The sequence below is a fragment of the Marinobacter nauticus ATCC 49840 genome (assembly GCF_000284615.1).
Lineage (GTDB): Bacteria > Pseudomonadota > Gammaproteobacteria > Pseudomonadales > Oleiphilaceae > Marinobacter > Marinobacter nauticus.
Genome location: NC_017067.1, coordinates 3,745,715 through 3,767,794 on the forward strand (window position 1 = coordinate 3,745,715; position 22,080 = coordinate 3,767,794).

Consider the following 22,080-nt stretch of genomic DNA (forward strand, 5'->3'; position numbering starts at 1 on the left):
GTTTTCAGCCTGCGCCATCCGGGTGCCGGCTCCCGCCAACCCGGGCACACATACCCGGGCGACGGAACACAGTTTAATACAAGCTGCGGGGTATGCGGTACCCTGAGAGCAATTGCTCTGTGAACGGGTTGGTATTGCTGGCCGCGTGCAGGCGATAACGCATTTCCCCGTCATCCACCGTGAACTTCACGTCCACCGCATTGCTGCTGACACCGGTGATGTCCGCCTTACCCAACAACCGGAACAGTGCCCAGGGACCGCTCTCGGAAATGCTCCGGGGCGAGCGGTTAACCTGGATCGGCACCAGCGTTACCCGACTCTCCACGGTGTCCCGCAGGGTGTTCGGCCATACCAGCGGAATGCTCTGGCTGGGACCATGGGAGAACTCCACCAGCTGGCCATCGATGTTCACCACCGAGCGACGTTTGTTGTTGCTGAGGTTCAGGGGTTCCAGCGCGAATTCCACATCCAGCGTACCGCTGCGGGTAAAGAACGCCTGGCGAATCTGCCGGGCACGGTCCAGCGCAGCAACCACGTCCCGGCGCACCAGGCTGGCCCGGCGGGCATCACCCACATGTTCCGGATGGTCTTCCAGGAACAGCTTCAGGTTGTCGTTGTAGAAAGTCTCCAGAATACCGTCCGGCGCGAAGAAGCGCTCGAAGTCCTGCAGCGCGGCATCACGCCCTGCCCCCTGGGTAAACGGATAATGCCGGGCCAGGTTCTGCTGGAAAGGCTGGTAAACCTCGCGATACCAGTCACGCTCCAACTGGGCCACCGCACTGTCCAGAACCACCCGCCAGCTTTCGGTGGCCAGGCGGTTCAGTATCCGGTTCAGGGGTTCCGGCTGATGGCCGGCCATGCGCTGCAGGGTGAAGATAGGGTCGGCGCCCTGCAGGCCCATGCGGGCACGAGCGGCACTGAGGGCGGCTTTGCCGGTATCCGGGGATTCCTGGATGTTTCGCATGTATTCATGCAGCTCCGCCACCACCAGCATGACTTCCTCCAGCCCAGACTGCTCCTCACCCTGCTTGCGGGTAAGCTGGTTCAGATCGCTGAACTGGCGCTCTATGTCCTGCAGCATGCGGTAATGGGGAGATTGCTCAAGCAACTTGCGTGCGGCTTCCGCTTCGCCTTCACCTACCGGAATCAGGCGAGTGTTTTCCCGCACCTGCGCCAGCAATCGGGCCAGTGGCTGATGGCCGCTGGTCAGGCTGTCGAGAATACGAACGCCGTGGTTGAGATCCTCAAACCGATGGATATCCAGCCGGCTCAGCGCTGTGCGCCAGGCCTCGGCATAGTGCTCGGCGTACAGCGTTTGCAGGCTGGCCAGCAGTTCGGCTTCATCGGCCTTGCTGAAATCGACATCATCCCTTCGGCCCAGCACCCAGGCGTCAATCAAGGCCAGTTCAGTGACCGATCCGGATTCCCGCAGGAACCATTTTTCAAGGCCCTCCCGGGTCAACAACGCCGGGATCGAGAGTGGATCCTCAGCAGACGGCACATCCTCGGCAAGCGGCTCGCCGTAACTGTCCAGGCGAGTGAACACGGTCGAGAACGCCGGGCCGGAGCTGCGGGCCAGTTCCAGAGGGGTCGGGAAATCACGGCTGGCCTCGTTCTCCAGCTCGCGGTATACGCGGTCTGAGGTGCTGATACGACCAAGTTCGTGCTGTGCCCATTCAACACTGCTGCGGAAGGGCGCCAGAGCCATAGTGGCGGTTGGGTCGCCGTTGGCAGCCAGGTCCGACAGGTCGGTGTGGGCCATGGCGTATTGCAGGTGCCCATACAGGCGATTCTGCACATCGCGCTGGCCGGGGAAACGGGCCTGCCAGTATTCACGCATGTAACCGGACACGATGTCGGTACGGCGGCCGCTGGCATCGTAAAGCATCCGCAGCACGCGCAGGTGTTCGAGCCGCTCAGTGCTGTTATCCGGGGCCTGGCCCATTTCCTCCATCACACCAAACATCAGCGCAGGCAGGTATTGATAGGCCAACATGTTCAGGTAGGCCTTATCCACTTCCGGGCCCACCTTGTGGCCCTGGTACAGCCCCATATCGGTCACCAGCGGCCACTCCTTGCGGTAATCGCCGAAGGCCAGAGTGGCATCCCGCAGCTCATCCAGCGGTTGCAGCAGATTACGGCCGGTGGTGTCCGGCTCGTAGCCAACCGGCTGCCAGTCGTTCAGATAGCTTTTCACCCGATTTTCCACCTGGGCGGCGGCTTCAGCATTCTGGAGAAAATAATGCTGCCAGCCCGCCGTCATGCCCGCACCAGCGGCCAGGGCCACCACGGCGGCAACGGCCACCCGACGATGACGCTGGCGCACCACCCGCCGGTTATCCCCGGCCAGGCCCGCCTCCGGATAGATGATTTCGGGGAACAGCCCCTTGGTGAACAGGCTCGCAGACTGGCCACCACGCTGGGCCGGCTGAATCGGGTCCGACATCTGGTAGTTCCGGGCAGCAGCGGAGACAAAGGCGTCCTCGGGCACACCTTCCTGCAACACCGAGGTGAAGTAGGTGCCGCGTACCAGTGCCGGTGTGGAGAAGGCATCCGCCGACAGCAAATCCGTCAGGAACTGCTCCAGGGCCGGCTTCAGGCCCGCCAACTGGCGGGTGAACGAATAAGCGGCCGCCCGTTCTTCGTTATCACGGGTGTTGGCCAGCACGTCCGGCAGGCGTTCGGTGAGCTCATCCACCATATCGGCGTAACGCTCGGCAAACTGTTCCAGCCACTGGTCCTGATCCTGCTGGCCGTCCAGCCTGAAGGTGAACCCCAGGGCCTTATCCTTCTCAGCTTTGCTGAGAGTACGGACAAACGGCGCAAAACCGTACATCAGGTCCATCTTGGTGAAGGTTACATACACCGGCAGCCGGGACCCAAGCTGTTCCATCAGCTCCCGCAGGCGGGTGCGCAGCAGAATGGCGTGGGCTTCACGCTGTTGTTCGTTGGCGGCGCTCAGGCGCGCAAGATCCACAGCCAGGATAACGCCATTGAGCGGCCGCTGGGGCCGGCTGCGTTCCAGCCAAGCGATAAAGTGGTTCCATAGCCGGCTCTGAATTTCCCCGGTGGCACCCTCGCCCTGGTTCTGGCTCAGCAGTTCGCCATCGGGGTCGATCAGGACACCGTTGTCGCCAATCCACCAGTCAAAACTGAACGGGTTACGGTCGCCCCGGTTGTTACGGGTGACGTTGGTCAGGGTATAGGTTTGCCCGGCACGCTGAATCAGGCTGGTCTTACCGGCATCTTCCAGGCCCATCACCAGATACCAGGGCAGACGGTACAGGCCCTTGCGACCCGGCAGATTGCTTTTCAACGCCTGCAGCTGGCGGTCCAGCAGCCGCTGTTGGCGACGCTCCATGGGCAGAATCGGGTCTTCCTGCTCCCGCTGCTCCTCGGCCTTGGCCTTGTTCACTTTACCCAGGCGACGGGCCAGCACGGTGCCCCAGACCATCACAACCAGCAGGACCACCCCGAGGGTGACCAGAGCACGCATCTGCCAGGCCATCAACGGGTAGTCGCCGTTGATTTCCAGGCGTGGCCCCAGCCACCAGGTGGCTACCAGCAGGGCGATCACCCCCAGAGCCAGGGTGACGGGGGCGGCGCTGCGGATGTAGGGCAGAAGCCAACGACCAATGAGTAATGCTTTTCTCCACATGGTATCCATTCCTGCGTTCGTTGCGTCTTGCGGGCGTTACGCCAGTCGTTCCAGTTGTTTTACAAGAGCCGGTTCCCAGTCTTCGAGAACCCGCCCCTGGATCTGGTTTTTCAGATCCTGAATCTGTTCGGCGGCCAGGGCTTTCAGGCCGGTTTCCTTGAGTAGCCGGGCCGTAGCCAGGCGCCAGTAGAAGCGCTCGCGCGGCTCCCGGGCATCGGCCAGACCCTGTTCCAGCAGTTCCATGGCCGGCGCCAGTTTGTTCTGCCGCACCAGCTCAAGCGCACCGTCGAATGCCTGCTCCCAGGGATTGGCACCTGCGCCCGTTCCTTTGCCAGCTGCCGGGGCTGTGTGCAACCAATCTGCACCATCGTCACTGAGAAACGGTGTGCCATCGTTGAAGGTGAGCTCGGCCAGTTGCGGCAGGCGGTCGACAAACGCTTTCAGGGCTTCCCGGATGGCCTCCGCGCAATCGGTATTGCCAAGGGCCATGGCCGCCCGGGCGCTGAGCCAGTGGCCATCGAGCCAGAACGGGCTGACCGACAGGCTTTGTTCAATGCGCTGCCAAAGTTCCAGGTCCGGTGTTTTCTCCAGAGCTTCCCTGTACTCGGCCACCCGGTCTGCGCTGACGGCTGCCAGATCTGTGCGCTTGCCATCCCGGGTTGGCGGCAGGCTGGTGATACTCTGCCAGATGGCATACCGACGCATCCGGTAGCCCAGGGCGTTGTCCGGTTCGCTGCTGGTCAGCAGCTCGGCGACCTTGAGCAGACTCTGCCGGGTCGCACGCTCATTACTCGGGTCCAGTGTCAGATTGCCCAGCGACGCGGCCGTAGTGTTGGAACTGGCCGAGCTGGAGGGCGATGAGCTGGCCGTGCTCTCCTGTTTGTTTGTCGGGGAGCTTTCAGACGCCGTCCGGGGCGCGGTGGCCTGGTCCGGCTTGGGCAACTTTTCCACGGCCCGCTTCAGGTCGAACAGGGCGTCGTCAGGCAAATCCCGGTCTTTCGCCTGGGTGTCCAGTTTCTCAACCAGGTCCAGACAGAACTGACGACCATCTCCTACGCTGGCATCAAAGTTCAGGCTCTCAACCGCTTTAAGGGCCCGCTGCAGCATCTGGGTAAACAGCATCTTGCGGGCCCGCTGCCCCTTGGCACCGGGATAGGGCCAGGCGTTCTCCCACCAGTCGTCCAGCACCCGATGCAGCAGGTACAGCGACAGGGCAAACCGTTCACCATCGCCGCCGCGTTGCAGGCTGAGCATGACAAAACCCAGCACCTTGATGTCCTTGCTGCGATCCGCCAGCAGTTTCAGTGCTTCACTTTCAACCTTGTGCCAGTCGATGTCGTTGTGGGCCAGCGAGCCCACTTTCATGATCTCGTCTTCGAGAAACTCCAGCGTGCTGTCTTCAGCCAGGCTTTCGCCTACCCCGGTGTCTCCCGGAATCGCGTTCAGTACCTGATCCACGTAAGGATGCTGTTCAATCACCTGCATGCCATCACTCCTTACCAGCCACAGGTCTGGCGCAAAGGCTTGATCGCCTCAGCAAAGCCGTTGAGGTCAAACAGCAGGCCATCAAGCTCCCGAACCCCCGCCTGCAGGCGCACATCCGGCTGGTTGACCACATCCAGTACGGTGCGGATAGCGGGCAGGCCGCGACCCGCGCTGACGACCAAACCTTCATCGCGAACCCGCCAATGTGCCCGATGGGGCCCCAGAGTTACGTCCACTCGCTCGCGATCCAGTGGCTCCGGCAGCATGATGGCCAGTTCGGTGATGTTGTTGTGGCACTGCAGCGACAGCACCGGGCGTGGAGGTTTTACCCCGAGCGCGGTCACCGTCACCAGATGACCCGCCGCGCTGCCGGTGTCGCGATAGACCACCCCGCCGGCATCGTTCCCGCTGGCCTGTGCAAACACTCGGCGCCAGCGCTCCGACTGGTTCACCAATGCCGGATGCTGGCCGGCCTCGTACTGCGCCAACGGCGTACCGAACACCTCATCAAAACAGGCCAGACGTTCCAGCCGGTTCGGTTGTTCAGTGCAGGCCCGGGCTTCCGCCAGGCGGGTATCGGCCCAACTACTGGTACTCACCAGCAACAGGACCATCAAGGGCAATCGGTGCAGGTCTTTCAGGGTCATACGTCGGTTACCTGATACTTCAGACATTTATGGGCCAGTGTGCGTTTTGGCAGGCCCAGGCTTTCCGCGGCCTGGGCGCGATTGCCGCCATACTGGCGCAGACGTTCGCGGATGATGGCGGCCTCAAAGGCCTGGGCGGCGGCTTTCAGGTCTCGGATATCATCGGCCGGAGGAACGCCCGGGATGGTTTTGGCTTCCACGAAGGCCATGGTCGACTCCGGGGAGTCTGCAAACAGATCGTCCAGGCGCAGGACTTCCGGCTGAATGTCGTCACCGGCCGGGGTCTGCAGACAGGCCAGTTCGATGATGTTGCGCAGTTCCCGGACATTGCCCGGGAAGTGGTAGTCGGCCAGCGCGCTCAGGGCATGGCTGCTGATGCCCAGCGGGCCACTGCCCTCGCGCTCGGTGTAGAGCCGGATGAAGTGACGGCTGAGCGCTTCCAGATCTTCACTGCGTTCCCGCAGTGGCAGAACGCGCAGGGGAAACTGGCTGAGGCGGTAGAACAGGTCCCGCCTGAACCCGCCATCCTCAATGCCCTCCTGAAGCGGCTGATGGGTGGCCGCCACCAGGCGGAAATCCGAATGTTGCTCTTCCCGGGCACCCAATGGCCGGAACTGTCGGCTTTCCAGCACCCGCAACAATTTGGATTGCAGTGCCATGGGCATATCGCCAATCTCATCCAGAAACAGGGTGCCGCCGTTGGCCTGGGCCAGCAGACCTTCTTTGGCCTGGTCGGCACCGGAGAAGGCACCCTTGGTGTGACCAAACAGTTCACTCTCCAGCAAGGTGTCCGGGATGGCGGCACAGTTGACCACCACCAGAGGCCCACTGGCACGGTCGGACATATCGTGGATGCCCCGGGCCACCACATCTTTGCCACAACCGGTTTCGCCCTGAATCAGCACAGACAGCTGGCTGCCAGCCGCTCGCACCACCTGGGCCCGGAGGTGGGTCATGGCTTCGGAATTGCCAACCAGGGTATAGGCTAACTGGCTGCAGCGCTGGCGCAGGCTTTCGGCATCGTGCAGGTGGTCCAGGGAGCGCTTGAGCAGCCGCCGTTGCCACACCTGGTCACGGGTTTGCAGCTGGCTGATCCATTGATGCACCAGCAGTTGCTTCAGGCCGCTGTACAGTGGCTGCGTAACGATGCCCTGCCAGTCAGGATGGTCGCCGCACAACACGAGCATGCCGAGGGTGCGGCCATCTTCGCCTTTTAGTGGCTCCAGCCAGAAGCTTCTTGGGCGGCCACTGAGTTCCAGGAGCGTCTGGAAGCCGGCATGATCCAGGCGATAGCTGGCAGCACGGGTGAGTTCCCGCGGCTGGCCTGTCTGCAGCACGTGGGCAAAGGGGTGGCTGAAGTCGTTACAATCAAACTCGCCCGCTTCGTCCAGTTTGCTGCAGTGCAGGGTCCGGCCGCTGAGGTCGAGTTCCAGCGCCCAGCACTTGCTGAGCCCGAAGGCGCTTTCGAGTTGGCGGGTGGCGGTGTTCAACAGCGCTGGCAATGTGTCCTGTTTGATCAGTGCCACCGCCAGATCGATGCCGGTGTGCAGTTCCTTCTGCATCCTTCCCATGCTTTCATTCCCAGAATAATTACTTAGGAGATCGTCGCCCGCGCATCCTGCGGGGTGGCTTTCCAAAACACGCTGTGAATACATCCTTGTACGCTCCCTCATCGCTCGCCGCCCGCACACCGTGGGGTTGAGCTTTCCAAAACACGCCGTGAATACATCCCTGTAGGCTCCGCTCCGCCCCTCACTGCTTTCTGCTCCTGCGTCGCAGTGAGGATCCTGTCTTGGCCATCCCTGGCCAACCCGTGAAGGGCTTTCGCCCTTCACCCATGGCTCCGCAGGGTTTTGGAAAGCTCAACCCCACGGTGCACTACGATTCAGGAGGCCTCCAGGCTAAGCGACGGTTCCTGTAAATCTGTTTTCTTCCACACCCAGTTTCACCTTCGTCACCGGCTCCCTGGCCGCCAGTTTTTCCAGCAACGCCAGCGACACCGGTGGCAGCAGTTCGCCTTCGATGATCGACTCCAGCATCCGCGCGCCGTTTTCACTTCTGGTGGCGCGGCTGCGGATGGCTTCGACCAGGCCGTCTTCCAGTTCCACCTCGGTGTGGTAGCGAGCTTGAATCTGATCCGCCAGGCGCTGGAGTTTGTCCTCAACGATGCGGTTGAGAGTGTCTTCACCCAGCGGCAGGTAGGGCACCACTTCCATCCGCGCCAGCAATGCCGGCTTGAAGAAGTTGGCCAGTTCCGGGTACAGGGCTTCTTCGATTTTCTCCGGCTCTTCGGCGTGGTTGACGATGGTCTGGAAGCCGAGGTTGGAGGTCAGGAAAAAGACCACGTTTTTGCAGTCGATCAACCGGCCTTCTCCGTCAGCCAGTTCGCCTTTGTCGAAAGCCTGGTAGAAAAGGTTAAGCACTTCCGGGTGGGCTTTTTCGACTTCGTCGAGCAGCACCACGGAATAAGGCTTCTGGCGGATGGCTTCGGTGAGGATGCCCCCTTCTCCGAATCCGACGTAGCCTGGGGGCGAGCCGATCAGACGGGAGACAGTGTGTTTCTCCTGATATTCGGACATGTTGATGGTGGTGAGGAACTGGCGGCCGCCGTAGAGCAGTTCAGCCAGTTGTACCACGGTTTCGGTTTTACCCACACCACTGGGGCCCACCAGCAGGAAGGCGCCCATGGGGCGACCCGGCCGGCGCAAGTCGGCGCGGGCGGTGAGCAGGTGCTGGTGCAGGCAGTCGATGGCCGTGTCCTGGCCTTTGATATGGGCCTGCAGGTACGCCGGCAGGTGGGTGATTTTTTCCAGCTCGTCGGTGGTCATGCGGTTGACCGGGATGCCGGTCCAGTCAGCGATGACTTCGGCTACCTGGCGGGCGTCCACCCGGGCGTGTACCAACGGTTCGTCGGCCTGGAGTTCAGCCAGTTCCTGTTCGATGGCGGCGGCTTCGCTTTTCAGGTCCGGGCGTTCTTCGTGATCGCTCTCGGCCAACTCAACAGCAACATCATCGGCGGTTTCGCGCTCGACATCCCCCACCAACAGCTGTTCACGGATCTCGACCAGCCGGGCAACAAGCTCCCTCTGGTCATTCCAGCTTTGTTCCAGCGCTCCGGATTCGGCGGTCAGGTCAGCAATCTTCTGCTCCAGGGCCTGTTCGCGCTCGGCATCCACGTTCTGGCCAAGCGTGTGTTCCCGGCTCAGAAGCTCCTGTTCCATGGCCAGTTGGTGCAGTTCACTGCGCACATGACTGAGACGGCGTGGCGGTGTACTCAGGTTCAGGCTGACCCGGGCGCAGGCGGTATCGAGAACATCGATGGCCTTGTCCGGCAGCTGGCGACCGGCCAGGTAACGGGCGGACATTTCTGCGGCGGCTTTAAGGGCGCTGTCGGCGATCAGTACCTGATGGGCTTTTTCGTAGACCGTGCGCAGGCCACGGAGGATGTGGACTGCTTCGCCCGGCGTTGGCTCGTCCAGGGCCACCGGTTGGAACCGGCGGCTGAGAGCCGGGTCTTTTTCGAAGTATTTCTTGTACTCGCGCCAGGTGGTGGCAGCAATGGTGCGCAGTTCGCCACGGGCCAGGGCTGGCTTCAGCAGGTTGGCAGCGTCGGAGCCACCTTCGCTGTTACCCGCACCGATCAGGGTGTGAGCTTCGTCGATGAACAGGATGATCGGGGTCGCCGAACCTTTCACGGCTTCGATCACGCCCTTCAGGCGTTTTTCAAACTCGCCCTTCACCGAGGCACCGGCCTGCAGGGCACCCATGTCCAGGGTCCAGAGTTCGACGTTCTTCAGGCGGTCCGGCACGTCGCCGTTGACGATGCGCAGGGCCAGGCCCTCCACCACGGCGCTTTTGCCCACGCCAGCGTCGCCCACCACGATGGGGTTGTTCTTGCGGCGACGGCATAGGATATCGATCATCTGATCGATCTCGGCATCGCGACACACCACGGGGTCCAGTTTGTCTTCCCGGGCCAGCTTGGTGAAGTCAGTGGCATAACGTTTGAGCGGGTCCATATCGGATTCAACCGCTGGCCTGGCACCACCGCTTTCCGTCAGCTGCGGACGCTCCACAGAACCCTCGGTTACCCGATCAAACTGCTTGCGCAGCTGTTCCCGGTTGATGTCCACCAGCGCCTGCGCCACCCGGGGCATCAAGTAGCGATCGGCGTTCATCAGCAGGGCCAGGAACACCGCGCCGGAACGCAGTTCGGTATGGCCGAGTTCGGTGGAGGCCAGCAGCCAGGCGTCCTGCATCAGTTCTACCAGCAGCGGCGAGAACGACGGATACGGTTCGGCGGTCTGAGGTTCGCCGTTCAGGCTGTCACCCACCACGGGTTGCAGTTGCTGGTGGTTGATGCCGGTGTGTTCCAGAATCTGGCGCACATCCGAGAACGGCGTTTCCAGCAGTTTGAACAGCAGGTGCGCCGGGGTAATCTCGGCGCCCTGACGGCTGATGCACAGGGCCGCGGAGGCTTCCAGAGCCTGGCGTGAAATGTCGTTAAGGCGCCCGATCAGCGCCGGCAGTTCTACCCGAATCACAATGATGTCCTTATTTCGGTAGTTGTTCCAGAACGCTGAGCACATCCCTGATGCGTTCGTTCAGCGCCATGTTATAGAGCGAATAGATCCCGGCCATGGCCGCCACGAACAGGCCTCCAATACCCCACAAGGGCAGGCCGCTGCGCAGGCGGTTGCGGGCCGGCATCAGGTTTTCCGTGGCATCGGCCAGCGGCCGGCTGTCGCGGTCGCCACGCAGTTCGCGAAGCTGGTCATAGAGGCCACGAACCACCTGTTCGTATTCGTCCCGACCGTTTTCCATGACCTTGTAGCGACCCTCAAAACCCAGACACAGGCACAGATAGATGAACTCGAGCATGTCCCGGTAACGAGTCGGCTCTTTTTCCATGCGGGCCAGGATGGCAAACACCTTTTCGCCACCCCAGGTTTCGTTATGGAATCGGCTGAGCAGCGAATGCTGAGACCAGACGCTGTGGGCGCCCCAGTCGGTGCCCAGCACAGCCTCGTCGATGAAGGCGCAAAGCACGTAGCGGTAGGCCACCACCGTGGGGCGCTCATAGCCCTGCTCCACCAGTTCCCGGTCAACGGCGGCGACTTCGTCCACTACCTGCCGGTACAGAGTTTCCACCTCGCGGAAATCCGCCAGTCGCCGCACCCGAATAACCAGTCCCAGCAGCGGGGTGGCGGCGTCAATCAGCCGGTTATCTTCCAGGCCACGAAGCTGGAAGCTGCTGTCATCGGATTCAACCGGCGACTGGCCGGCGCCGCTATCGGCAAACAAAAGGTCGCTGAATGCACGATCACCTGAATCCCTGGTGTTGTCTGGTCTGTCCATTACCGGTGCATCTGCCATGATTTAGCTCCTGATTGCCCAGAATTGCATCTCCAGCCCCGGGAAGCTGCCCGCCACGTGGAAGGCAAATCCACTGGCGTTGTCCAGCATCTGCCAGGCCTGGCTTTGATCGTCCAATCGGAAATACACAAAGCCGGCGTGGTAGGGCAACTGACGCGGGGCCACCGGAAGTGCCGACAGTGGGATGCCCGGCAGCTGGAGGCTGATGAGATCCCGAATCTTCTCCACAGAGGCCACCTTGCACTGTTGAACAAACTGTTTGCGCAGGTCGTCCAGTGGCATATCGGCTTTGACCGCCAGAATGAACTCGGCGTCGTTCATCAACTGGCCATCCTGAACCGGTGCGACGGTGAGTCCATACTGGCGCTGCTGCAGGGCAATCGACAGCGCCCGGGGTTCCAGGACCGTGCTCAACGCCTGCCGCAGAATCTGCATCAGCGGGCTGAAACAGCCTTCCGGCAGATCGTGATCGTAAGGGGTGAATTCCCTCGGCAAACGGCTTTCATCGGTAAAGGTGACCAGCTCGCCACACAGCTCCAGAAGCGCTTCGTACAGACGCTCCGGGTGCAGCTGACGCAGCCGTGCCAGGTGCATGAAACGCGGATGCGCCCGGTTCAGCATTTGCAGCAGCATGAAATCCGAGACATCGGCGACACCACCCTGCCCGGGCGCGCCCACCCGTTCGGCAATGTTACGGGCCCGTTCCTGCATCAAACCCGCCATCTCACCGACAAAGCGCTGAAGCCTTGGCGCCGAGCGCACGCTGAGCATGGTCGGCAGGAAGTTCGGGTCCATTACCAGGCTGCCATCGGGGCGCTTTTCCAGAATCCGGCCAATGGCCAGTGCTGCATAGGCACTGCGGTCTTCCCGCTCCAGCATCAGGCGCGGAGCCACCCGCCCCACATCGATGGTGTGAGCATCGCCGTCAATGGAATGCAGATCCCGCACTTCCACCGGCTGCGCCTGGAACCGGCCGGCCACGGGTGCTTCCGGCCATTCGACTTCGGCCAGGCTATCGCTGCCCAGAGGTAAAGCCAGATAGACCACCTGGTTGGCCACCGAGGCATCGGTGATCTCCAGCGGCTCCGGCATCACATCGTCCTGGGGCAGGTTGAACCGGGTTCCGTCCGGAAACAGTCCAGAGGCCCGCACCAGTCCGACCCGACCAAAGCTCAGGTATTCGGCATTGAGCTCCAGATCACTGAACCCGAACAGATAGTCCGAGACGGCCAGAGCCCGTTCGTTGATCTGGTGTTCCAGATAGCGTTGCTGTTGCTGGAAGTGCTGGGGTTTGATGAACAACCCATCACTCCAGACCACTCGATTCGTGACTGCCATTAGCTTTCATCCGACCGTCTGAGTTGCACTTCACGTTCGCGCAGGTTCACCAGCAGGTGATACCGTCCGCCAATCGGGTCGACCTTCACCACTTTTTTCCACTGGGACAGGTTCGGGTAGGCGTAGAAGGCGATCACGGCGATGTAGCGGGTGTCGGTGCTGACCTCAAAGGGCTCGACAAATTTGAACTGGCCGGGCACGAGGCTGTAATCGCTATGGTCCACGTAGTTCTGGCCCAGAGAGTCCTCCAGGTCGTTCAACAGCTGGTCGAAATCGCCGGCCATCAGCAGCGAGCTGTCCCGCAGTTCAATCACCTGAAACGCAATGGGGGTGGGTGCCAGGGATTCATTCGGGTTCACGTTCGGTTCCGCCAGCATGGTGAGATCCACCCGGCTGGGCAAATCTTCCGGGTAGCCAACAGGAATATCAGGATCCCAGAGCACCTTGGCGGTCTTGGTCACCGCGTTGTAAGGGGTGCTACACCCCGCGAGAATCAAAGCAACAACCAGCAAGCTCCATTTGCAGTACTTCACAACAGTTTCTCCCTCTGTAATTGGCGCAAGTGTTGGTCATAAGCCTGGTCGAACACTTCCTGGAACAGGCGTTCAAAACCCTGCTGACGACTGGATTTCAGTTCACGGTAATAGTGTTGGTACATATCCCAGGCCCAGCGGCCCTCGTCTTCGTTGTCCTGCAAACCACGGCGATAGCCGTGAAACCGGCGCAACAGGGCTTCCGGCGAGAAGGCGTGCAGAATGGCTTCCAGCGCCTCGCGAATGGCTTCCCGGGTGGCCTGCTGGTGGTGATTCAGGCTTTCCAGACTCTCACGGACAGCGGCGGGGGCCGACAGATGCACCGGGCTGCGCTGGGCGGCAAACAGAGTCTGAATGGTGTCCGAATAGTCGTTGGCCAGCCGCAGCGGGTTGTCCTCGATGGGCTGCAAGCGGGTGCGCAGCGCCTGGTGACGGCTGTCTTCGCCCTGATGCAGCGCCAGTAATCCTTCCACCGTTGCCTTCAGGGTCTGGCCGGCTTCCTCCAGAAACAGCCGCATTTCGTCGCTGTCGGCAAAATCAATATCCGCATCCAGCCCCCGGAGCAGTGGTGCACCACTGATGTGCTGGCGGCTGACCTCCCGCATGTTTCGTGTCGTTTCGGACATTCCCTGTCGTTCCTTATGCTCGCGTTGTGGGGTGACCGGCAGACCCATGGCCACATCCCGGTTCTCCCGGTACTCATCGCTAACCTCAGCCGAACGGGCAAACCAGGCTTGGTCGCTGGCCAGCAGCTCGGGAGCCTCCTCGTCCGGGCGCGTCGGTTTTTGCTGCCAGGGCGCCAGCGGATCACAGCTGACCGGATCGCCGGCTGCCGGCTGCAAACCCTCCAGAGGCTCGCGACCTTCAGGCCGGTTCTGTTCGTTAGCGGCATGCCGTAAACCATTCTCTGGCGCATCCACCAGACCATGATCTTCGCGTGCGTCGTGGTCGGTTTCACCGACAGCCGCCGGGACGCCGGAGAGTTCGGCCCGTATCTGGTAGCGGCCTATGGTCACGGTGTCGCCGTGGCTCAGTCGGGCACGACGGCCCCGCCCCACAGGCTGACTGCTGCTGTTGATGTAGGTCCGGCCACTGCGATCAATCAGGCAGAAGCCACCGTCCAGGTAACGCACCTCGGCATGGCCGGCGACAGCGCCGGTACGGTGAGGCGAAAGCTGCCAGCTGTCGCTGGCCGCGGTGCCGATGGAACCGCCACGGGTTCCGAAGCTATGTTCAATGCTGGCGCCACCACCGATTTCCGTCGGGTTGGTGATCACTAATGTCAGTTCTGCTGCTTGTTGTGCCACGTCTCCGGCTCCCTGCCCTAACGTCTGATCTGTATCCGCACCGCCGGACGCTCACGGGCCCGGTCCGGTGTTACGAAGGAATTCCAGCCCAGGCGAACATCCTCGCCCAATTGCATGGGGCGAATATCCTTGGGCCGCATTTGCAGCTCCAGGTCATAGGCCAGTTGCTCCCGGGTAGCGAACTCCACCAGTTTGACCAGGCGCTGGTGATCCCGGCCATTGGGCAGAAAATCCGCAAACCGCTGCCGGGTCAGATTGCGCAGCCGGAGAATGAACTTGCCGCTGCGATCCCGGATGCGCGAACCCACCAGCGTGTCTTCGCCCAGGGTGGCGTTGGCCCTGCCCAGCGCGGTTTGCTGATCCCGAGCGATGTCCACTTTGCGCAGTACCCACTGTTCGATGCTGACGTCGTCCAGGTCAAAACAGTGGCCGATGATGCCGCTGACCACTTCCGGTGACCGGCTCCGGCCCGCCATCAAGCCGGCATAGGCCAGCATCTTGGACCAGTTCACCGGTGTCGCTTCCCGCAGCCGACTGTCGCCCAAACCGGTCAGGGCAAACACCAGCTCCGAAAAACCGTCGCTGGCCCCGGGCTGGAATCGGATGTAGTACCGGTATTTGCGCCAGGCCCGATGAAACAGGGTCACCAGCCGGTGATTAAAGAAATCCAGAAAATGCCGACGAACACCGAGATTCTGCCCCGCTTCCCAGGCTAGATCTTCCAGGTAATAACCGGGCAGTGGCGACTGGGAGCCGTGAAGCCCCAGAAAGCTGACTTCCATCTGATAGGGGGCGTGCTCATGCTCCGGCGACAGCGCCGACACCACGTCACTGCCGGGAAACCCCAGGCCGGCCGAGGCCGAGAACCGGATGCGTTCCTGGCGGGGCTCATCGTGACCGCCACGCTCCAGGTCGTCTCCATGGTGCCGGTGAATCAGATCCACCAGCTGAAAAAAACTGTAGCGCCGCGCGTTGCCGAGAACGGGTTCCAGCCCGGCTACATCAGCGGCTGCTGACCTTGCTGTAACGTCCATGTGTACCGTTCCTGATTGTCTGTATTCACCACTTCCAGTTGGTGAAACGCATTGATACTCGCGTAAAGCGCAAAAAACTGACTCAACACCGTGCCGAACAGGTAGAGGTCACCTTCACTGGCAAACCCATGCTGATCCAGCTTCAGCTCTGAGCGGATACCGCGCACCGGCAGCCCGCGAATCATGCGGTCAACCGGCTTGGTGGTGATGCCCGTGATACCCGCCAGCCGCTTCTGGGACACCCGCTCAGCCTGTCGGTCGACGAGGGCCCGGAAGTCATACACTCGCAGCACGGTGCGCAGGGCATCCACATCCAGCATCGACAGGTAGTTCAATGACAGGTTGGATATCAGCGTCCACAACAGGCTGCCATCCAGGGTAGGCCGCAGGGTCGCCGTCGGGCGCGTGATATTGCTGAATGCGGCAAAGGCCGGTGTACTCTCGGTGGCCATGCACACTTCCCCGACGGCCAGTTGTTGTGGCAACTGGCGATTGGTGCACGTGAGAGTCAGCGAGACCGCTTCCTGACGATTCAGACATTCGGTTTCATCACCACGAACAAAGGAAATGTAGTGATCAAAACCATCACCACGCACGCTCTCCCGGGTACGAACCCGGTAATACAGGGCGGTGCGGCCGCGATCCCGCTCCACTTCATGCTGGAAACTCTCGAACGCCGTGTAAATGCGCGGTTCACCCCGGCCGGAACGGCCTTCAAGCCAGCCCTCAACCTGCTCGATACTGAACACCTCGTAGTGTTCCGGGCAGCGGCTGGAGGGTGAAATACGGTATTCAGTCTGGCGACCGTTCAGGTCTACGGGCTCGCCTTCGTGGCTGAACAGATTTACCGCGGGGGTGCAGTACAACTGCATGGAGTCGCGGGTTACCCGGGTGTCCGGGGGCAAAATGCGGCTGAAGTGGAAACGCAGACTGATCTCATCAGCCTGCACCGCTGGCAATCGGGATTTCAGGCCGGTGATATCAACAAACCGGAAGGCCTCCGGAAAACTCAGGTACTCCTGGATAATCCGGTAGCCGGCATAAGCATTCTTGGGGTAAGGCAGGATCGCCTCGTCTGCCGCAAAGCCAACCGGCTGCAACAGGGATGAAGGCAGGCTGAACACACGGTCGCCCACCACCAGTTCCATACGGCTGAGGTAATGGTTCAGCCACAGATACAGAGTCTCTGCCGTGTGGTTGTCGCCCCCCAGGTAAAAGCGCAGATTTTCCAGGCCAATGCCATTCAGTGGCTGGTCCGTATGCAGCGCCAGGTCTACGGTCACAGAGGAAACTTCCCGTGAGTGCTCGGCATTGGCCTCGGCCACACTGATCGGAAAAATATCCACCGCCCGGCAGGTGCGGAACCGGCATTGGGTCTGGCGGCTGGCGTCGCCCAGGGGGCGGCTCTTGATCTCGGTATGACGATCAACAACCTGACGTTCACTGATGGCATGCAGTTGTGGATCAAAGCGCATGATGGTGCAGCTGGGCACTGGCCGCAGATAATTGGGCCAGAGCATGTTCAGCAGCGAATGAGTCAGCTCCGGAAACTCGTCCTCAACTTTTTCCCGCAGTTTGCCGGTCAGGAAGGCGAAGCCTTCCAGCAGCCGTTCTACGTCCGGGTCGGTGCTCTGTTCGGATAGAAAGCGGGTGAGCTGCGGGTGGGCTTCGGCAAATTCCCTGCCTTGCAACCGCAGAAAGCTCAACTCATCCCTGTAGAACCTGTTTAACTTCATGTTTACTGCACCTTGACTGCTCGGTCTGGCTCCGAGCCAGGATGTGGGTAGTCTTTCCAAAAGACGCTTCTAGCCCGTCCATGGGACGCTTGGGCTCCGCCATCCATGGCTCCGCACACTTTTGGAAAGACTACCCACACCCTGACTCTCATACCTGCCTTCAAAAACTTCGGCCGCATTCCACTCAGGTTTGCCGGAGGGGATGGGGACACTTTTCTGGCGGGAAAAAAGATGTCTGAGCAAAGCGAGTTATTTTTTCCCAGAAGAAAAGTGTCCCCATCTCCTCCAGCCACCAAGTCTAAACAACCCGGCAGTACCGCTTATCATCCAAAACCAGGTCTATCGTCGTCCGATCATCGCTTCCTGCAACGTTCAGGTAGACCGTCACCTGGAACTTCAACTGCAACGGATCCGGGCCCGGTGGCATAGCCACCACATCCACCCGCTTAACCCGCGGCTCAAACTTCTCGATGCACTGACGGATGGCCCCACGGATCTGGATGCTCAGGTCATGAGTGCCCAGAGTGGCGTCGTTGAAATCCAGCAAGCCAAGATCCGGTGCGCTGCTGCTGTTGCCCGGGTGGGCGTTCAGCAGTCGCACCAGGTGGCGCTTGATGGACTCCACCACATGGGTGAACTCCCCCATGCTCTGGCCCGCAGGAGCGGCAGCCTGTTCAAGCCGTTCAAACAGGCTGCCGGTGTTGCGAACGCCGTCAGTGCCGGTGCCGCCGAACACGGATTAATCCTTGTCCAGTCGGCCAACCAGCGAGAGTTCGAAGTTGGCGCCCATGTATTTGAAGTGCGGACGCACTGCCAGGGAGACCTGGTACCAGCCCGGATCGCCTTCTACATCGGAGACTTCCACTTTCGCGGCACGCAAGGGGCGGCGACTGCGGACGTCTGCAGGCGGGTTTTCCTGGTCGGCCACGTACTGGCGAATCCAGGTGTTCAGTTCCCGCTCCAGATCCTGACGCTCTTTCCAGGAGCCGATCTGCTCACGCTGAAGCACCTTGATGTAGTGGGCCAGGCGGTTAACGATCATCATGTACGGCAACTGGGTACCCAACTTGTAGTTGGTTTCCGCTTCCTTGCCTTCCTTGGTGTTCGGGAACTGCTTGGGCTTCTGCACCGAGTTGGCGGAGAAGAACGCGGCGTTATCGCTGCCCTTGCGCATGGTCAGGGCGATGAAACCTTCTTCCGCCAGCTCGTATTCGCGACGGTCGGTAATCAGCACCTCAGTCGGAATCTTGGCTTCCAGCTGACCGAAGGACTCGAAGGTGTGCACCGGCAGATCTTCCACCGCACCGCCACTTTGTGGGCCAATGATGTTCGGGCACCAACGGTACTTGGCGAAGCTCTCGGTCAGGCGTGTGGCCAGCAGGTAGGAGGTATTGCCCCACAGGTAATGCTCGTGGTCACCGGAGACATCTTCCTTATAGTTGAAGCTGCGCACCGGGTTTTCAGTCGGATCGTAAGGCACCCGCAGCAGGAAGCGCGGTGCGGTCAGGCCCAGGTAACGGGCATCCTCAGATTCCCGCAGGGAACGCCACTTGGCGTATTTCGGCCCTTCGAAAACGGCGCTCAGCTCTTTGATAGCCGGCAGTTCCTGGTAGCTGTCGACGCCGAAGAACGACGGTGCAACCGAGGACAGGAAGGGCGCGTGGGACATGGCGCCAACCGACGACACGTACTGCAGCAGCTTCATGTCCGGCGTTGATGGGCTGAAGGCGTAGTTGCCGACAATCGCGCCCACCGGCTCACCACCGAACTGACCATACTCGGCGGCATAAATGTGCTTGTAGAAGCCGGTCTGGGTCACGTCCGGAGCAAATTCGAAATCTTCCAGCAGCTCGGTCTTGGTGGCATGGAGGATATCCACCTTGATGTTCTCGCGGAAATCGGTGCGATCCACCATCAGTTTCAGTCCGCGCCAGGACGATTCCAGCTCCTGCAGCTTGGGCGCGTGCAGAATCTCATCCATCTGGGCGCTGATTTTACGATCCAGCTCGACCACCATCTGGTCGACCAGCGCCTTGTTGACTGGCTGGCCTTTTTCATCGCTCTTCAGCAGGTTGGCAATAAACGTGGCCACCCCTTTACGGGCAACATCGTAGCCTTCATCGGCCGGCGCCATACGGCTGTTGGCCATGACCTGGTCAAGCAGAGAGCCTTCTGCTACGGATTCGGAGGCAGCAGATTGCTGCACAGCAGTATCAGACATACCACATCCCTTCAGTACGTGATTGATAATCGGTGTAGGTTACCGGGTTCCGGTGTTGCGATTACTCGCCGCCGTCGGTGGCCAGCTCAAGTTCAGCCAGCAGCTTTTCCCGGGCGTCGTCGTTGTCCAGCAGCTCCTGCAGCTTGGAACGGAACGAAGGCACGTTGCCCAGCGGGCCCTTGAGGGCAACCAGGGCTTCACGCAGCTCAATCAGCTTCTTGAGCTCAGGGACCTGGCGGGCAATGCTGTCCGGAGAGAAGTCTTCGAGCCCCTGGAATTCGAGATTCACGGGGAGGTCGTCGGCACCGTCTTCGAGCTTGTTGGAAACACTGGTGGAAAGCGTCAGACCCGCTTCCTTCATGACAGAACGGAAGTTGTTCTTGTCGACGGAAATGGCCTTACGGTCTTCAATGGGGGTTTCTTCAGCGTGACCCTTGAAATCACCAACCACGAACATCTTCAGTGGTAGTTCGGTTTCGGCCTGCTGATCGCCTGTGGCGGGGACATACTTGATATTGATGCGCTCTTTCGGCGCAACGGAACCGTCTTTGGCAGACATGGCGTGCTCCCTGTGCAAGTCATTTGCAATTGTATCGATCCTTGGTGTCTGCCCTCCTGGCAGACAACGCGTAAAACTGTACACAGGTCACCCAGGGTTCTCAAGCAAAAATTGGCCAGCGATGGCTCAAAATGTGTGCTTGGGCAAACTTTTGCCAGATTGCCAGGGCGACCAGAAAACCGCTATTTCGGTCAATGACGCCATCCAGCCCCGTCGCTATACTGCCGGCATGCTTGAATGGAAAAAAACCACCAACACCACGGAGACACAACATGAGTGACCTGAAAGCAAAATTCGAAGAAGCGGTAAACTACATCCAGACGGCGGAAGGCGATTTCAAACCTTCCAACGAGTTGAAACTGGAATTCTACGCCCTTTACAAGCAGGCCACCGAAGGCGATGTCAGCGGCAAGCGTCCGGGCATGATGGATTTTGTTGGCCGGGCCAAGTACGACGCCTGGGAGAAACTCAAGGGCATGTCCAGCGATGACGCCATGCAGCAGTACATCGACAAACTTGAATCCCTGAAGTAACGCTCCTGCCCCGCCGCCACACCGACGGCGGGGCACCGCACCCGCCAGAATTTTGCGCCGTTCAAACGTTTGTCATATGATGCGCGCAACATAACAAAAACAAGCTTTTGAACGAGTAAACACCATGGACATTACTGAGGCCCTGGAGCAATCGCGCCCAGGCATGATTGGCCAGGTACAGGCCGCCATCCGCAAACGCGAACTGAATCAACGCGCCGAGCAAACCTATCTGCACTGGATCAGCCGATTTGTGCTGTTTCATGACCTGAAGGATCCGGACAATCTGGCCGAAGAAGATCAGAAGCTGTTCCTGACCTATCTGAGTGAAAAGATCCGGGTATCCCGGGCCCGACTGAATCAGGCCAGTCAGGCTCTGAGCTTTTTCTACGAAGATGTGCTCGGCAGGCCCGCTGCTGCAGCGGATTCAGCCGCTGCCTGAGGCCGAGTAGCGGGGCCGATGTTTAACGACCGGTGAGATTGGTATTCAGGGTATCGTAGGTGCGGTTCTCCGGTGGCCGGATCACGTAATTGTTGCCGTGGCTCTGGCCCGGTATCACTTTGGGGTTACTGAAACGGATCTCGACGGGAATCTCGGAACGGCCCAGATCGGTTCGCGGGTCTCTCGGCTGCAGGGCCAGCGGGTCCAGATAGAAATCGTCATCCGTTGCCTGCTGCACCGGTACCCCGGCCGCCGGCGCTGCCAGCCCGCCCTCAATTACGGTATTAGCCAGCTCCTCTTCCGCGACCGAGCGAAACGGAATGGTGTCGATAGTGGAGCGCTCTTCGTACTCAAACGCGGCGTCATCGTCACTCTGGGCATAGGCAGGCAAGGTCGTCAGCAGCATCAACGGCAACGCCAGCAACGCTGCCCCGGCTCGTTTTTCCTCTGTCTGTTTCCTGACATTCATGGTGCTCATCCCAACCCTAGCCGATCATCCATTTGCCCTGACGGGTGACAATATTTGATCAGTCTATCGCCAAAAATGACCCTTTGCCCAGGCAAAAGCCAGTTTTGTGACAGCACTCACTTGTCGTTCGAGGCCATTTGGTAGCGGATATCGGTAATCACCACCTGCTTCCAGCCCTCAGGGGTTCTCACCGATACCTCGTCATCCAGATGCTTGCCAATGAGCGCGCGGGCCAGCGGAGAATTGATACTGAGATAGCCTTTTTCGAGATCGAATTCATCGGCACCCACGATTCGATACTCCTGCTCACTGCCGTCCTCATCCTCGATGGTCACCCAGGCACCAAAGAATACCCGGCTCCGGTCTTCTGGCAGGCGATCCACCACCGAGACCTCATCCAGCCGCTTGCTGAGGAAGCGTACGCGGCGGTCGATTTCCCGAAGCTGCTTCTTGCCATAGATGTACTCGGCATTCTCGGACCGGTCTCCCAGGGCAGCCGCTTCACGTACTGCCTGGGTAACCTCTGGTCTCTTTACTTTCCATAGGAATTGCAGCTCATCCCGGAGCGCCTGCTCACCTTCGGGGGTGATATAGCGCGGCCGGTTGTTGCCTGAAGGCGTCTGGTTGGCCATGGGTGTCCTGGTTCAAGAAACAATGCATTTCGGAAGGGCAAAAAAAACCCCGTGAATCACGGGGTATAAGGCTAGCGCTGTGCTGGAGGGGGAAGCAAGCAGATCATCCGCCC

At 60.4% G+C, this 22,080-nt stretch carries 18 protein-coding genes; 2 read left to right on the plus strand and 16 right to left on the minus strand.

Annotation, left to right across the window (positions count from 1 at the left end):
• Positions 1-73 precede the first annotated feature (73 nt).
• The 14 genes from tssM to tssB form a co-directional block, all read right to left on the minus strand.
• Entirely contained in the window at positions 74-3,667 is a 3,594-nt protein-coding gene (gene tssM / locus MARHY_RS17250) for a type VI secretion system membrane subunit TssM (RefSeq protein WP_014422958.1), read from the minus strand.
• Positions 3,668-3,694: 27 nt separating this feature from the next.
• The gene (tssA, locus tag MARHY_RS17255) at positions 3,695-5,143 is read right to left on the minus strand and encodes a type VI secretion system protein TssA (protein ID WP_014422959.1); all 1,449 of its coding nucleotides are present in this window, start codon (positions 5,141-5,143) and stop codon (positions 3,695-3,697) included.
• A gap of 11 nt (positions 5,144-5,154) precedes the next feature.
• A complete protein-coding gene (gene vasI / locus MARHY_RS17260) occupies positions 5,155-5,790 on the minus strand; it encodes a type VI secretion system-associated protein VasI (RefSeq protein WP_041655166.1) in 636 nt (211 codons plus the stop codon).
• The gene (locus MARHY_RS17265) at positions 5,787-7,352 is read right to left on the minus strand and encodes a sigma-54 interaction domain-containing protein (RefSeq protein ID WP_014422961.1); all 1,566 of its coding nucleotides are present in this window, start codon (positions 7,350-7,352) and stop codon (positions 5,787-5,789) included. Before MARHY_RS17265 ends, vasI begins: the two co-directional genes overlap by 4 nt.
• A 339-nt stretch (positions 7,353-7,691) precedes the next feature.
• Entirely contained in the window at positions 7,692-10,334 is a 2,643-nt protein-coding gene (gene tssH / locus MARHY_RS17270; protein WP_041655168.1) for a type VI secretion system ATPase TssH, read from the minus strand.
• Positions 10,335-10,344: 10 nt separating this feature from the next.
• The gene (gene icmH / locus MARHY_RS17275) at positions 10,345-11,166 is read right to left on the minus strand and encodes a type IVB secretion system protein IcmH/DotU (protein ID WP_014422963.1); all 822 of its coding nucleotides are present in this window, start codon (positions 11,164-11,166) and stop codon (positions 10,345-10,347) included.
• Positions 11,167-11,169: 3 nt separating this feature from the next.
• Positions 11,170-12,504, minus strand: coding sequence for a type VI secretion system baseplate subunit TssK (gene tssK, locus MARHY_RS17280; RefSeq protein ID WP_014422964.1), 1,335 nt, complete (start codon positions 12,502-12,504; stop codon positions 11,170-11,172).
• Positions 12,504-13,037, minus strand: a complete 534-nt coding sequence (gene tssJ, locus MARHY_RS17285; protein ID WP_011787131.1) for a type VI secretion system lipoprotein TssJ — start codon at positions 13,035-13,037, stop codon at positions 12,504-12,506. Before tssJ ends, tssK begins: the two co-directional genes overlap by 1 nt.
• A complete protein-coding gene (gene tagH / locus MARHY_RS17290) occupies positions 13,034-14,344 on the minus strand; it encodes a type VI secretion system-associated FHA domain protein TagH (protein WP_014422965.1) in 1,311 nt (436 codons plus the stop codon). The genes tssJ and tagH overlap by 4 nt, the downstream gene beginning before the upstream one ends.
• A 17-nt stretch (positions 14,345-14,361) precedes the next feature.
• Positions 14,362-15,378, minus strand: a complete 1,017-nt coding sequence (gene tssG, locus MARHY_RS17295) for a type VI secretion system baseplate subunit TssG (protein WP_014422966.1) — start codon at positions 15,376-15,378, stop codon at positions 14,362-14,364.
• Positions 15,342-17,114, minus strand: coding sequence for a type VI secretion system baseplate subunit TssF (tssF, locus tag MARHY_RS17300; protein WP_014422967.1), 1,773 nt, complete (start codon positions 17,112-17,114; stop codon positions 15,342-15,344). The genes tssG and tssF overlap by 37 nt, the downstream gene beginning before the upstream one ends.
• Positions 17,115-17,412: 298 nt before the next feature.
• Positions 17,413-17,850 (minus strand): type VI secretion system baseplate subunit TssE, encoded by a 438-nt coding sequence (tssE, locus tag MARHY_RS17305; protein ID WP_014422969.1) that lies wholly within the window; start codon positions 17,848-17,850, stop codon positions 17,413-17,415.
• A 3-nt stretch (positions 17,851-17,853) separates the two neighbouring features.
• Positions 17,854-19,335, minus strand: coding sequence for a type VI secretion system contractile sheath large subunit (gene tssC / locus MARHY_RS17310; protein ID WP_011787136.1), 1,482 nt, complete (start codon positions 19,333-19,335; stop codon positions 17,854-17,856).
• Positions 19,336-19,396: 61 nt separating this feature from the next.
• Positions 19,397-19,894, minus strand: coding sequence for a type VI secretion system contractile sheath small subunit (tssB, locus tag MARHY_RS17315; RefSeq protein ID WP_011787137.1), 498 nt, complete (start codon positions 19,892-19,894; stop codon positions 19,397-19,399).
• 272 nt (positions 19,895-20,166) lie between these two features.
• Here tssB and MARHY_RS17320 point away from each other — a divergent pair, with 272 nt between their 5' ends.
• Together MARHY_RS17320 and MARHY_RS17325 are read left to right on the plus strand one after the other, a co-directional pair.
• Positions 20,167-20,427, plus strand: a complete 261-nt coding sequence (locus MARHY_RS17320) for an acyl-CoA-binding protein (RefSeq protein ID WP_011787138.1) — start codon at positions 20,167-20,169, stop codon at positions 20,425-20,427.
• A 124-nt stretch (positions 20,428-20,551) separates the two neighbouring features.
• Positions 20,552-20,866: a site-specific integrase gene (locus MARHY_RS17325; protein ID WP_011787139.1), complete on the plus strand. Its 315-nt coding sequence runs from the start codon at positions 20,552-20,554 to the stop codon at positions 20,864-20,866.
• Positions 20,867-20,888: 22 nt separating this feature from the next.
• Here the strand turns inward: MARHY_RS17325 and MARHY_RS17330 are convergent, their stop codons facing one another.
• Together MARHY_RS17330 and greB are read right to left on the minus strand one after the other, a co-directional pair.
• Positions 20,889-21,335, minus strand: coding sequence for a hypothetical protein (locus MARHY_RS17330; protein WP_114434973.1), 447 nt, complete (start codon positions 21,333-21,335; stop codon positions 20,889-20,891).
• Between the two features lie 116 nt (positions 21,336-21,451).
• A complete protein-coding gene (greB, locus tag MARHY_RS17335) occupies positions 21,452-21,967 on the minus strand; it encodes a transcription elongation factor GreB (RefSeq protein WP_014422972.1) in 516 nt (171 codons plus the stop codon).
• Positions 21,968-22,080 lie beyond the last annotated feature (113 nt).